General features: G+C 73.6%; 12 protein-coding genes. 9 read left to right on the plus strand and 3 right to left on the minus strand.

Annotation, left to right across the window (positions count from 1 at the left end):
- Position 1: 1 nt before the first annotated feature.
- Positions 2-718 carry a dethiobiotin synthase gene (gene bioD, locus ACZ5NW_RS32040; RefSeq protein WP_468747496.1) on the plus strand — a complete coding sequence of 239 codons (717 nt, stop codon included), beginning with the start codon at positions 2-4 and terminating at the stop codon, positions 716-718.
- A gap of 231 nt (positions 719-949) precedes the next feature.
- Here the strand turns inward: bioD and ACZ5NW_RS32045 are convergent, their stop codons facing one another.
- Positions 950-3,379, minus strand: a complete 2,430-nt coding sequence (locus ACZ5NW_RS32045) for a helix-turn-helix transcriptional regulator (protein ID WP_468747605.1) — start codon at positions 3,377-3,379, stop codon at positions 950-952.
- Between the two features lie 120 nt (positions 3,380-3,499).
- On the opposite strand from ACZ5NW_RS32045, the gene ACZ5NW_RS32050 reads away from it, so the two are divergent.
- A complete protein-coding gene (locus ACZ5NW_RS32050; RefSeq protein ID WP_468747497.1) occupies positions 3,500-4,186 on the plus strand; it encodes an esterase/lipase family protein in 687 nt (228 codons plus the stop codon).
- Positions 4,187-4,264: 78 nt separating this feature from the next.
- Positions 4,265-5,008, plus strand: coding sequence for a class I SAM-dependent methyltransferase (locus tag ACZ5NW_RS32055; RefSeq protein WP_468747498.1), 744 nt, complete (start codon positions 4,265-4,267; stop codon positions 5,006-5,008).
- A 19-nt stretch (positions 5,009-5,027) separates the two neighbouring features.
- Here ACZ5NW_RS32055 and ACZ5NW_RS32060 read toward each other — a convergent pair whose 3' ends face one another.
- Both ACZ5NW_RS32060 and ACZ5NW_RS32065 read right to left on the minus strand, forming a co-directional pair.
- Positions 5,028-5,402 (minus strand): fic family toxin-antitoxin system, toxin component, encoded by a 375-nt coding sequence (locus ACZ5NW_RS32060; protein WP_468747499.1) that lies wholly within the window; start codon positions 5,400-5,402, stop codon positions 5,028-5,030.
- Positions 5,403-5,406: 4 nt separating this feature from the next.
- Positions 5,407-5,646, minus strand: coding sequence for a toxin-antitoxin system HicB family antitoxin (locus ACZ5NW_RS32065; RefSeq protein ID WP_468747500.1), 240 nt, complete (start codon positions 5,644-5,646; stop codon positions 5,407-5,409).
- A gap of 138 nt (positions 5,647-5,784) precedes the next feature.
- Here ACZ5NW_RS32065 and ACZ5NW_RS32070 point away from each other — a divergent pair, with 138 nt between their 5' ends.
- From ACZ5NW_RS32070 to ACZ5NW_RS32095, 6 genes are all read left to right on the plus strand, one after another.
- Positions 5,785-6,684: an ABC transporter ATP-binding protein gene (locus ACZ5NW_RS32070; RefSeq protein WP_468747501.1), complete on the plus strand. Its 900-nt coding sequence runs from the start codon at positions 5,785-5,787 to the stop codon at positions 6,682-6,684.
- A gap of 4 nt (positions 6,685-6,688) precedes the next feature.
- Positions 6,689-9,256 carry an ABC transporter permease gene (locus ACZ5NW_RS32075; protein WP_468747502.1) on the plus strand — a complete coding sequence of 856 codons (2,568 nt, stop codon included), beginning with the start codon at positions 6,689-6,691 and terminating at the stop codon, positions 9,254-9,256.
- A 46-nt stretch (positions 9,257-9,302) separates the two neighbouring features.
- Positions 9,303-10,160: an LLM class F420-dependent oxidoreductase gene (locus ACZ5NW_RS32080; RefSeq protein ID WP_468747503.1), complete on the plus strand. Its 858-nt coding sequence runs from the start codon at positions 9,303-9,305 to the stop codon at positions 10,158-10,160.
- A gap of 56 nt (positions 10,161-10,216) precedes the next feature.
- Positions 10,217-10,639, plus strand: coding sequence for a GNAT family N-acetyltransferase (locus ACZ5NW_RS32085; RefSeq protein ID WP_468747504.1), 423 nt, complete (start codon positions 10,217-10,219; stop codon positions 10,637-10,639).
- A 213-nt stretch (positions 10,640-10,852) separates the two neighbouring features.
- Complete coding sequence (locus tag ACZ5NW_RS32090) at positions 10,853-12,187, plus strand: hemolysin family protein (RefSeq protein WP_468747505.1); 1,335 nt, start codon at positions 10,853-10,855, stop codon at positions 12,185-12,187.
- Positions 12,184-13,197 (plus strand): hemolysin family protein, encoded by a 1,014-nt coding sequence (locus ACZ5NW_RS32095; RefSeq protein WP_468747506.1) that lies wholly within the window; start codon positions 12,184-12,186, stop codon positions 13,195-13,197. The genes ACZ5NW_RS32090 and ACZ5NW_RS32095 overlap by 4 nt, the downstream gene beginning before the upstream one ends.
- The last annotated feature ends 20 nt before the right edge of the window (positions 13,198-13,217 follow it).

Consider the following 13,217-nt stretch of genomic DNA (forward strand, 5'->3'; position numbering starts at 1 on the left):
CATGCCGATCCTGGTGATCACGGGAACCGGTACGGAGGTCGGCAAGACGGTCACGACGGCCGCCGTCGCCGCGGCGGCGCTCGCCGCGGGCCGGTCGGTGGCCGTGCTCAAGGCCGCGCAGACGGGCGTGCGGCCGGACGAGCGCGGCGACGCCGACGAGGTCGCGCGGCTGGCGGGGCCGGTGACGACGGCCGAACTCGCCCGATACCCCGACCCGTTGGCGCCCGGTACGGCCGCGCGGCGGGCCGGGCGGGCCTGTGTACGCCCCGCCGACGTGGCGGAGGCGGCGCAGAAGCTGGCCGGGGAGCACGACCTGGTCCTCGTGGAGGGCGCGGGCGGGCTGCTCGTACGGTTCGACGAGACGGGCGGCACGCTGGCCGACGCGGCGCAGTCGCTGCGGGCGCCGGTGCTGGTGGTGGCGTCGGCGGGCCTGGGCACGCTGAACACCACGGAACTGACGGCGCGTGAACTGCGTTCGCGGGGGCTGGAGTTGCTGGGCGTGGTGATCGGCAGCTGGCCGGACTCCCCGGATCTGGCGATGCGGTGCAACGTCACCGATCTGCCCGAGGTCGCGGGCGCCCCGCTGCTGGGGGCGCTCCCGCAGGGCGCGGGCTCGCTGCCACCCACCGACTTCCGCGCGGCGGCACCGGGTTGGCTGGCACCGCGCTTGGAGGGCACGTGGCGGGCGGACGAGTTCCGGGCGCTGGCCGCGCCCTGAAAGGGGGCGGGGGGCCGGGCGAGCGGCCCCGAGGCCCCGGCGGATGACGTCCAACGGGCGCGAGGAACCGCGCAGACGGCCCCGGCGCCTCGCGCGGATGACATCCAACGGGCGCGAGGAACCGCGCAGACGGCCCCAGCGCCTCGCGCGGATGACATCCAACGGGCGCGAGGAACCGCGCGGACGGCCCCGGCGCCTCGGCGGATGACATCCACCGTCGGGGCCCGAGCCTCACGCGTCCTCCAACTCGCCCAGCAGTCTTACCAGTTCGATGCGTGAGCGGATGCCCAGGCGCGTGAAGACGCCCCGCAGATGGTGATCGATCGTGCGCGGACTGAGCGCGAGCCGGACGGCGATCTCGCGGTTGGTCGCCCCGTCGGCCGCCATCCGGGCCACGCGCATCTGCTGAGCGGTCAGACCGGCCGCGGGTCGCTCCGCGTCGCGGGCCGGTGCCCCCAGCGCCCGCAGCTCGGCGCGGGCCCGGTCCGCGAGGTGCGGCGCGCCGAAGGACCCGAACGCCTCCCACGCGCTGTGCAGCCGCTCGCGGGCCTCGCCCCGGTGCCGCAGCCGGCGCAGCGCGCCGCCGAACAGCAGCTCCGTGCGGGCGCGTTCGAAGTCGCGGGTGCCGTGCTCGTGCAGGCCGAGGGCCGTCCGGTAGTGCTCGACGGCGTCGGCGCCGGGGGTGAGCAGGGCGCGGCAGCGGGCGCTGAGCGCGAGGTCGTCGGGGTTGCGCACGGCGCGGGCCCAGCGGTCGTAGTCGGCGTGGGCGGCGCGCGCGATGCGGGTGTCGTCGCCGCGGGCGGCCGCCTCGACGTAGTGCGGGGTCGCCAGGTGGCGGATGGCGCGGTGGCCGTGGCCGGGTCCGAAGCCGGCGAGGGCGCGCAGCCGGGCCGCCGCGGCGTCGTGCCGTCCGGCGTCGAGGTCCAGCACGGCGAGGGCCCACTGGGCGAGGGCGGCGGCCAGGCCCAGGCCGTGGGCGAGGGAGTACGAGCGGGCGGTCGCGGCGCGTTCACGGCACAGCTCGGCGTCGCCGGTGAGCGCGGCGAACAGGGCGAGGGCGGCCTGGAGATGACACGCCCCGTTGTCCTGTCCGGTGGCGTGCGCCTGGTGCAGGGCGTCCAGGGCGGCGGTCTCGGCGGCGCGCGGGCGGCCGGTCCCGAAGTCGGCGTACGCGCGGAACTCCATGGCCTGCACGACACCGGCCGGCTCGCCGCGCGCCCGGAAAGCGGCGGCGGCGCGGACGGTGGCCGTGGCGGCGCGGGTGTGGTCGCCGAGCAGCAGCGCCGCGATCCCGGCGTGCAGGAGGAGAGCGGGATCCTCCCCCGGCCCGCAGCGTTCGGCGGCGGCCTCCAGCAGCACCCTCGCGTCCTCGTACCGCCCGTCGACAGCGGCCGCGATCCCGCCGAGCGAACCGGGCGGCGCCACCCCGAGCCACCGCGCGGCGGCGACGGCTTCCCGGCAGCGGCGTAAGTGGCCGGTGTAGATGGCGGCCTCGGTGGCGCGGGCGAGAAGTGGGCTGGCGACGGCCTCACCGACACGTCCAGCCCCGCCCACTGGGCCGGCGGCGGGCTCACGGACACGTCCGGCCCCGCCCGCTGGGCCGGCATGTCCCGCCCCGCCCCCAAAGCCGGCGCCGGGCTCACCGACACGTCCAGCCCCGGCCGCTGGGCCGGCGGCAGGCTCACCGACACGTCCCGCCCCGCCCCAAGGGCCGACGCCGGCCTGGCCGACAAGACCCGACCCGCCCCCAGAGCCAGCGCCGGGCTCACCGACACCTCCCGCGCCGCCCCCGCCGGCACCCGTGTCGCATCCCTCCCGCAACGCGCACGCCAGGAGCGCGTCGAAGGCGTCGGTGGCGTTGCCCGTGCGCAGGGCGAGGATCCCGGACAAGGCATCCGTGTCCGTGCGGGCCGCCAGGTGTCGGGCGCGGTCGCCGTCGCCCGCGTGCCAGGCGTCGGAGGCGGCCAGGGCCAGGAGGTGGGTCCGCCGGTCCGGCTCCGGTGACAGCGCCGCCGCGCGTTCCGTGAGGGCGCGGGCCAGTGACCGGTCGCCCGCCGCGCGGGCCTGGTCCGCGGCGGTCGTCAGCTCGGCCGCGAGCCGGGAGCTCGGGCCCAGCGCGCCCGCCGCCCGGTGCCAGGCGCGGCCCGGTGCCTCGGCGGGGCCGTGCAGGACGCGGGCCAGCAGGCGGTGCGCGTCGCGGCGGTCGGCGGGGGCGGCCGTGTCGTAGACGGCGACACGGGTCCAGGCATCGCGGAAGGCGACGCCGCCGGCGGTGGCGCAGGCGACGCCGGCCGTCTCCGCCGCTTCGAGGGGCCGCGTGTCGAGCCCGGCGGCGGCGACCGCGCGCAGGAAGGCGTGGGTGGCCACGGGGTATTGGTCGGCCGCCGCGAGCAGGAGCAGCAGCCGTGTGTCGTCCGGCAGCGCCCGCACCTCGCGGCGCCGGGCGCCCAGCAACCTCGGGGCCACCTCGCAGGGTTCGGTCGGCAGCGGGTCCAGGCCGGCCGCCTGACGGGAGGTGAGCCGCGCCGCCAGTTCGTCGGCGGCCCGCTGATCGCCGTATACGAGACGCAGCGTCCGTACGCGGACGCCCTCGGGGAGTTCACAGACGGGCCGCGGCGGTGGCGAAGTTCGTTCCAGAGGTGGGGGGTTCACCGGAGTCACCACGCTTTTCACGTTACTGGCGGGTTACTTGAACCGTAAAGACCCCGGCGATTTCACCGATGCGGCGCGCGGAGCCCGCGCCGGACACTCCTGGCGACCCCACCCGTTCCAGGAGGCCCCATGCAGCGCCACCGGCGTCGTATCGCCACGGCACTCTCCGCCGTACTGGCATCACTCCTTCTGTCCCTCTCGCTCTCCGCCCCCGCGGCGCACGCCGCCACCCACAACCCGATCGTGTTCGTGCACGGCATCAGCAGCGACTCCAGCAGCTGGGACGACTGGATCGCGGACTTCAAGGCGGACGGCTACAGCGCGTCCGAGCTGGACGCCTGGACGTACAGCTGGTCGCAGTCGAACGCGACCACCGCCCAGCAGCTGGCCACCGAGATCAAGAAGGTCCTCGCGCGCACCGGCGCGTCCAAGGTCGACATCGTCACTCACTCCATGGGTGCGCTCAGCTCGCGTTACTACCTGAAGAACCTCGGCGGAACGGCGTACGTCGACGACTTCGTCTCGACGGCCGGCGTCAACCACGGCACGACGGTCGCCGGCTGGTGCGCGTGGCTGTACACCTCCTGCGCGGAGATGTACACCGGCAGCTCGTTCCTGACCTCGCTGAACTCCGGTGACGAGACGCCGGGCGCCGTGTCGTACGCCAGCTACTGGTCCAACTGCGACGAGGCGCTCAACCCGGACACCACGGCGGTCCTCAGCGGCGCCACCAACGTCGGGGTCGGCTGCATCTCGCACGACAACATGAACAACGACCACGGCGCCTACCAGCAGGTCCGCGACTTCGTGTCCTGACGGCCCGACGCGCGGGGGTGCGGACGGCGCCCACGGGGGACAATCCCGGTAAGGCACATCACGGACAGGAGGTCCGCCATGTCCTCGCCGGCCGCCACCAAGGACGCCGTCCATCACCCCCTCTTCGCCCGTTTCTACGCGCGTTTCAGCGTGACGGCCGAGCGCGCCGTCGGCCCGCTGCGCGACGAGCTGCTCGCCGGGCTGTCGGGGCGCGTCATCGAGATCGGCGCGGGCAACGGGCTGAACTTCGCGCACTATCCGCGCGCCGTCTCCGAGGTCGTGGCGATCGAACCGGAGCGCACCCTGCGGGAGTTGGCCCTGACCGCCGCGAGCCACGCCGATGTGCCGGTGGATGTGGCGCCGGGCGCGGCCGAGGCGCTGCCGGTCAAGAGCGAGGCGTTCGACGCCGCCGTGGTGTCACTGGTGCTGTGCAGTGTGCGGGACGCCCAGCGGGCGCTGCGGGAGATCCGGCGGGTCCTGCGGCCGGGCGCCGAACTGCGGTTCCTCGAACACGGGCGGGGCGGCGGCAGCGCCATGCGACTGACCCAGCGGACCCTGGACCGCACGGTCTGGCCACGGCTGTTCGGCGGCTGTCACGTGGACCGCGATCCCTTGGCCGAGATCGTCCGCGCGGGTTTCGAACTCGGCCCGTACCGGCGGCTGCTGGTGCCGGAGAAGGGGCCGCGGACGCCCAGCTCGTACTGCGTGCTCGGCATGGCACGACGCCCCGCGGAACCTGCCGCTGAGCGTGCGCCGGGGGCGGTGGAGGCCGAGGCGGAGGAGACGACCGAGGCGGCGGCGAAGGACAGGGAGGGCACGTAGGGTCCCCTGCCGCGGTGCCTCACAGGCTCCACTGGCGCAGTTCCCGCGCGATGTCGTCCACCGACGCCTCCCCGTCCTTCACCAGCCGCGCCAGATCCCGTACCCGCTCGGGAGAGGTGACGACCTTCAGGCCGCTGGCGACCAGGTAGGCGTAGGCGACCGCGGAGGCGAACAGCGCGTTGGAGCGCTCCAACGCCGGGACGTGGATGAGGAGTTGCAGCAGGGAGGCGGCCCGGGCCTGCGGGGTGTCGTAGACGGGGAGGTCGAGCACCTCCGCCTGGTGCCGGGCGACGGCGGCGACCAGTGCGCCCCAGTCGGTGACCCGGGGGTCTCCCGGCATCCTCTGCTCGGCGAGCAGGAGCAGCCAGGCGAGGTCGATCTTCAGGTTCTCCAAGGTCTCAGCGGCGACCTTCGCGCGAGCCTTCGCGGTCCGCGCCGAATTCCTCGGCGAAGACGGCCTCGTACTGCTTCATGAAGTCGGCGGCGGCCTCGACGAAGGTGTGGCCGGCTTCTCCCGTGTCCTGTCTGACCAGCTCCTCGATGTAGCGGTTGACGCTCATGCCGCGCGCGAGGGCCCGTTCGCGGGCCGCGCGGGCGGTGCCCTCGTCGACGCGAACGTTCAGCTGGGTCTTGGCCATGCTTCGACGCTAGCGCCGCGGTGCTAGCACCGGCAAGGCCGGACGCGGGCGAAAAGAGATACCGGGTGTGCGCCGGGTCACATTAGGCTCGACCGGAAACCGAGCGATCCATCGGTCCACGCGCGCGAGGAGGCAGTCTTGTCCACACCTGCTGCGGGGCACGCCCCCGGCCCGGCCCCGGCCGACGGCACCGCGGCCCGCGCCCGCGGCCTGACCAAGGCGTACGGGACGGGCGAGACCGCCGTCCTCGCCCTGGACTCGGTGGACGTGGACATCGCGCGCGGGCGCTTCACCGCCGTCATGGGCCCCTCCGGCTCGGGCAAGTCCACCCTGATGCACTGCCTGGCCGGCCTGGACACCGTCTCGGCGGGTCAGGTGTGGCTCGGCGACACGGAGATCACGGGCCTGAAGGAGCGCCAGCTGACGCGGCTGCGGCGGGACCGGATCGGCTTCATGTTCCAGTCGTTCAATCTGATCCCGACGCTCAACGCGGTCGAGAACATCACCCTGCCCATGGATATCGCGGGCCAGAAGCCGGACGAGAAGTGGCTGGCGGAGGTCATCGACGCGCTCGGGCTGCGCGACCGTCTCAAGCACCGGCCCACCCAGCTCTCCGGCGGCCAGCAGCAGCGCGTCGCGTGCGCGCGGGCGCTGCTGTCCCGGCCCGAGCTGATCTTCGCGGACGAGCCGACCGGCAACCTGGACTCTCGGGCCGGTCTGGAGGTCCTCGGCTTCCTGCGGAAGGCGGTGGACGATCTCGCGCAGACGGTCGTGATGGTCACCCACGACCCGGGCGCCGCCGCCCACGCCGACCTGGTGCTCTTCCTCGCGGACGGGCGGATCGTGGACCGGATGGAGCATCCGACGGCGGAGGCGGTGCTCGAACGGATGAAACGGTTCGACGTGATCCGCAGCCAGTTCGACGCGGCGGTCGAGCCGACACGGAACGGGGACGGACCGGAGCGGACCACAGACGAACCGCCGCAGCCATCGGCTGAACCGGCGCAGGGCGACGCCGACGCGGCGCGGGAGGGCTGAGTCCGTGCTGAAGGCGACGCTGAGAAGCTTTCTCGCGCACAAGGGGCGCCTGCTGCTGTCCGCCCTGGCCGTCGTGCTGTCGGTGGCGTTCGTCGCGGGCAGCCTGATCTTCTCCGACACGGTGTCCCGGACGTTCGACCGGCTCTTCGCGTCCACCTCCGCCGATGTGACGGTGGAGCCGAAGGACGACCTGAACTCCTCGGTGCCGACCGGCGCGGTCCAGACGGTGCCCGCCTCGCTCGTCGGCCCGGTGCGCGGCGTCGAGGGCGTCGCCTCGGCGCACGCCGACGTGGCCGTGCAGAACATCACCGTCGTCGACGCCGACAACAAGTCCGTCGGCCCGACCACCGGCGCCCCCACGATCGCGCTGGACTGGTACGTCACCGACCGCAGCCCCGTGAAGCTGACCAGCGGCCACGCCCCGCACGGCGCCGGTGAGGCCCTGCTGGACGCGGACACCGCCGACAAGAAGCACGTGCGGATCGGCGACACGCTCACCGTGATGGCCCAGCCGGGCTCCTTCAAGGTCGAGATCGTCGGCATCGCCACCTTCACCACCACCAACCCGGGCGCCGCCCTGGTCTTCCTCGACCCCGAGGTCGCCGCGACCGAGCTGCTGGGCTCGGCGGACCGCGCCACCGGCATCTCCGTGGACGCCGCGCCGGGCGTGTCGGACGCCGTGCTGAAGCAGCGCGTCACGGCCGCGCTCGGCACGAACGCCTACGACGTGAAGACGGCCGACGAGCAGGCCAAGTCGGCGGCCGAGGAACTCGGCGGATTCCTCGACGTCATCAAGTACGTGATGCTGGGCTTCGCCGGGATCGCCGTCCTGGTCGGGATGTTCCTCATCGTCAACACCTTCTCGATGCTGATCGCCCAGCGCACCCGGGAACTCGGCCTGCTGCGCGCCCTGGGCGCCGATCGCCGCCAGGTGCGCCGCTCGGTGCTCGCCGAGGCGCTGCTGCTCGGCCTCGTCGGCTCCACCCTGGGCCTCGCCACAGGTATCGCGCTCGCGGCCGGCCTGATCAAGCTGATGAGCGCGTTCGGCATGAACCTCAAGACCACCGAGATGGTCATCGGCTGGGGGACGCCCGTCGCGGCCTACGTCGTCGGCGTCGGCGTCACCTTCGTGGCCGCCTATCTGCCGGCCCGCCGCGCCGCCGGCGTCTCCCCGATGGCGGCCCTCGCGGACGCCGAGATCGCCGGTGTGGGGCGGCCGCTCAGGGTGCGCGCGGTGGCCGGCTCCGTCGTCGGGGCGCTCGGCGTCGCCGCGCTCGCGGGCTGCGCGGCCTCGTCGCGGACCGCTTCGGCGGCCTCGCTGCTGGGCCTCGGCGTGGTGCTCACGCTGATCGCCACGGTGATCGCCGGCCCGCTGCTGGTGCGTCCGGTGATCCGGGTGCTGGGCGGGGCCTTCCCGGCCCTGTTCGGACCGGTCGGCAAGATGAGCCAGCGCAACGCCCTGCGCAATCCCCGCCGTACGGGGGCCACGGCGGCCGCGCTCATGGTGGGGCTGGCGCTGGTGGGCGGCATGTCGGTGGCGAGCGCGTCCATGACGAAGTCCTTCGACGAACAGATCGACTCGACGCTGGGCGCCGACTTCGTGATCCAGAACGCCAATTTCACCCCGTTCTCGCAGGAGGTCACCGACGCGGTGCGCGGCACCGAGGGCGTCGGTCTCGTCGTACGGCAGCGGTTCGCGCCGCTGGCGGTTCGGCTGCCGGACGGCAAGCGGGTCAAGACGACCGCCGCGGGCTACGACCCCCGGGTCGACGACATCGCGCACATCACGTATGTGCGGGGCGACTCGGCCGCCGCCCTCGCGGACGGCAGCGTCGGCATGGACGTGGACTTCGCCCATGACCACGACGTGCGGATCGGCAGCGTGCTCCCGGTCGAGTTCCCCGGCGGGCAGCACACCGAGCTGCGGGTCGGCGCGCTCACCGACCAGGACTCCGCCGAGGGCTTCGGCATGCAGGGCGGGCTGTTCCTCGGCATCAAGGGGGTCGAGAAGTACGTCCCCGGCGGCCAGGACTCCGTGCTCTACGTCAACGCGGCCGGCGGCACCGACGCCGACGCGCTGCGCACCCGCCTGGAGCGGACGTTGAAGCCGTATCCGCAGGTGCAGGTGCGCGACCAGGCCGACTACAAGCAGCTGGTGCACGACCAGATCGCGGTCCTGCTGTACCTGGTGTACGCGCTGCTCGGGCTGGCGATCGTCATCGCGGTGCTCGGCGTGGTCAACACCCTGGCGCTGTCGGTGGTGGAGCGGACCCGGGAGATCGGCCTGTTGCGGGCCATCGGGCTGGCCCGGCGGCAGCTGCGGCGCATGATCCGGCTGGAGTCCGTGGTGATCGCGGTGTTCGGCGCGGTCCTGGGACTGGCGCTGGGGCTGGTGTGGGGCGTGTGCATCCAGCAGGTGCTGGCGTTGCAGGGCATGAAGGCGCTGGCGATCCCCTGGGGCACGATGGTCGCGGTGGTGATCGGCTCGGCGGTCGTCGGTGTGGTCGCCGCGCTGCTCCCGGCGTTGCGTGCATCACGCATGAATGTGCTGGCGGCGATCGCGCACGAGTGATGGGATCGTGACGCACGCTCAAGTCGTCGGCAGCCGGGGAGAGTTCATGTCGCGTCCGTTCCGCTTCGGGATCAACCTGTTGGAGTCGGCCCCCGGGGAGGAGTGGCGTGCCAAGTGCCGCCGGGCCGAGGAGCTCGGCTACGACGTGATCCTGGTCCCCGATCACCTGGGGATGCCGGCGCCGTTCCCGGCCCTGGTCGCTGCGGCCGGGGCCACCGAGCGGCCCCGGGTGGGCACCTTCGTGCTCAACGCCGGTTTCTGGAACCCGGCGCTGCTGGCCCGTGAGGTGGCGACGACGGACGCGCTGACCGGCGGTCGCCTCGAACTCGGCCTCGGCACCGGGTACGTACGGGCGGAGCACGAGGCGGCGGGGCTGCCGTGGGGGTCGCCCGGTGAGCGGGTGGCCCGTCTGCGGCACACGGTCGAGGAGCTGGAGCGGCTGCGGGACGACCGGGACGCGCGCGTCCCCCTGCTGATCGGCGCCAACGGCGACCGCATGCTGCGGCTGGCCGCCGAGCACGCCGACATCGCCGCGTTCACGGGCGCGCGTACGGTGGACGGCGGGCGGCTCGCGCCCCTCTCCGCCGAGGAGCTGGACGAGCGCGTGGCCGCGTACCGGAAGCGGGCGGCGGAGCGCGAGGCGGACGCGGAGCTGAATCTGCTCATCCAGTGGGTGATCGTCACGGACGACCCGGAGGCGGCGCTGCGGCCGATGATGGAGCGGGTGCCGCAGTTCACCGTCGAGCAGGTCGTGGAGCTGCCCGTCATGCTGGTCGGCACGCACGAGGAGATCGTCGCGAGGGTGCTCGGGCTGCGCGAGCGGTACGGCTTCTCGTATCTGACCGTGCTGGAGCCGTACATGGAGGCCTTCGGGCCGGTGATGGCGGAGCTGCGCGGGCGGTGAGTGTCCGGATGATGGAATTCCGGGCCGCCGGCATCACCCCGTGATGTGATCACCGCATGTCTGATCTGCGGATACGGGCGGCCGCGCCCGACGACCTCGACACCGTGCTGGACTTCTGGAAGACCGCCGCGGAAGGGACGAGCATCAGCGACGACCGGGAGGGCGTGGAGCGGCTGGTCGCCCGGGACGCCGAGGCGCTGATCCTGGCGGAGCTGGACGGCGAGCTGGTCGGCACGGTGATCGCCGGGTTCGACGGCTGGCGGTGCCATCTGTACCGGCTGGCCGTACACCCGGAGCGCCGCCGGCAGGGCATCGCCTCGGCGCTGCTCGCCGCGGCGGAGGAACGGTTCGTCCGGCTGGGCGGGCGGCGCGGCGACGCCATGGTGCTCACCCGCAACGAGACGGCGCACCACGCCTGGCGCGCCGCCGGATACGGGCCGCAGGAGCAGTGGCGCCGCTGGACGAAGCCGCTCACCTGACATGCCCGGATGACACGACCGACGCCGCCCGCGGCGACCTGGCGACGCCACTCACCCATCCTGACTCCTTTGCCGATCCTTTACCATTGGGGGGACACTCGTTCCTGACCCTCCGATGAAAGGTTGTGAGCGTCCGCCCATGGGCGAGCCTCCCAGTCCGCGACACCGCGCGATCCTCCCCGCCCTGCCCGATCATGGGACGGGGGTGACCCGATGACGGAAGTGCTTCTGCTGCTGGTGGCGATCCTGCTGTCGCTCGCCTGCGGCGCCTTCGTGGCCGCCGAGTTCTCGCTGACCACGGTCGAGCGCTCGGAGCTGGAACGGGCCGTGGAGCGCGGCGAGCGCGGCGCGGCCGGAGCGCTGAAGGCCACCCGCAATCTGACCTTCCAGCTCTCCGGCGCCCAGCTCGGCATCACCGTCACCAACCTGGTGGTCGGCATGCTCGCCGAGCCGTCCATCGCCAAGCTGATCGCCGGCCCGCTGGAGTCCGCCGGGCTGTCGGCCTCCACGGCGAGCTCCCTCGCGCTGGTGCTGGGCACCGCCCTGTCGACGGTGTTCCTGATGGTCGTCGGCGAGCTGGTGCCCAAGAACTGGGCGATCTCCGCGCCGCTGGCGGTGGCCAAGCGGGTGGGCACCCCGCAGCGCTGGTTCAGCGCCGCGTTCCGCCCCTTCATCGCCCACCTCAACAACACCGCGAACCACGTGGTGCGCCGCTTCGGCGTGGAGCCCGCCGAGGAACTGGCCTCCGCGCGCGGGCCCCAGGAACTGGCCGCGCTCGCCCGGCACTCCGCCAAGGAGGGCGCCCTGGAGCCGGACACCGCCGAGCTGTTCGTACGCACGCTGAACCTGGCCGACCTGACCGCGGAGAACGTGATGACGCCGCGCGTCCAGGTCATCGCCCTCGACGCCCAGGCGACCTGCGAGGACGTGGCGAACGCCACCCGGGCGACGGGCCTGTCCCGCTTCCCCGTGCACCGCGGCGGCCTCGACGCGGTCGTCGGCACCGCGCACATCAAGGACGCGCTGGCCGTCCCCGCCGACCGCCGCACGCGCGTACGGGTCTCCGAGATCATGCGTGAGCCCCTGCTGGTGCCCGAGTCGCTGACCGTGGACCGGCTCCTGGACCGGCTGGGCGGCAAGCGCACGATGGCCGTCGTCATCGACGAGTACGGCGGCACGGCCGGTGTGGCGACGCTGGAGGACATCGTCGAGGAGGTCGTCGGCGAGGTCCGCGACGAGCACGACCCGCACGAGACGCCCGACCTCGCCCCGGCGGGCGCCGACGACGACGGTCACGCCCTGTTCTCCGCCGACGGAGCCGCCCGCACGGACCAGCTCGCCCGCGTGGGCCTGCGCGCGCCCGAGGGGCCGTACGAGACGCTCGCGGGCCTCGTGGCCACCGAGCTGGGCCGCATACCGGCCGTCGGGGACAGCCTGGAGGTCGCCGGATGGCGCCTGGACGTGGTCGACGCGTCCGGCCACCGCGCCGCCCGCGTGCTGCTGCGCGCCCCGCTCGACGACGAAACCGGCCAGGAGGCCCCGAAGTGACCGCGATCCAGCTGCTGATCGGCCTGGCGACCCTCGTCGTCAACGCCTTCTTCGTCGGCGCCGAGTTCGCGCTGATCTCCGTCCGCCGCTCCCAGATCGAGCCCTACGCCGAGCAGGGCGACCGGCGCGCCAAGAGCGTGCTGTGGGGTCTGGAGCACGTGTCCGCGCTGATGGCGGCCGCGCAGCTCGGCATCACCCTGTGCACCCTGGTCCTCGGTGTCGTCGCCGAGCCGGCCATCGAGCATCTGCTGGAGCCGGTGTTCCACGCGCTGGGCGTGCCCGAGAGCGCCGGGCACGTCGTGTCCTTCGCGATCGCGCTGGTGCTGGCCACGTATCTGCACATGCTGCTCGGCGAGATGGTCCCGAAGAACATCGCCCTCGCGGAGCCCGCGCGCAGCGCGCTGCTGCTCGGGCCGCCCCTGGTCACGCTGTCCCGGGCGCTGCGCCCGGTGATCTTCGCGATCAACGCCTTCGCGAACGCCCTGCTGAAGCTGATGCGGATCGAGACCAAGAACGAGGTCACGGCGACCTTCTCGGACGCCGAGCTGGCCCAGATCGTCAAGGACGCCGGGGAGGCCGGACTGATCGACGACCGCGCGCGGGAGCGGCTGCACGACGCCCTGGAGCTGGGCCGCCGCCCCGTCCGGGACGTCGTCGTCCCGCTGGAACGCGTCGTCTACGCGCGCGTGGGCGTCACCCCCGAGGAGCTGGAGCGGCTGTCCGCCGAGTCCGGGTTCTCCCGCTTCCCCGTCGTCGACGAACAGCGCCGCATCGTGGGCTACCTGCATGTCAAGGACGCGCTCGACGCCTCGCCCCGGGACGCCGGGTTCCGCCTGCGGGACATGCGGCCCATCGCGCGCGTACGGGAGACGACGCCGCTGGACGACGTGCTGACCGCGATGCGGGGCAGCCGGACGCACCTGGCGGCCGTGCTCGGCGCGGACGGGCGGCTGGCGGGCCTGGTGACGATGGAGGACGTGCTGCGGGAGCTGTTCGGACAGCCGGCCTGAGCGGGCGCGGCCCGCGGGAC

The sequence above is a fragment of the Streptomyces sp. NPDC032126 genome (genome assembly GCF_055580085.1).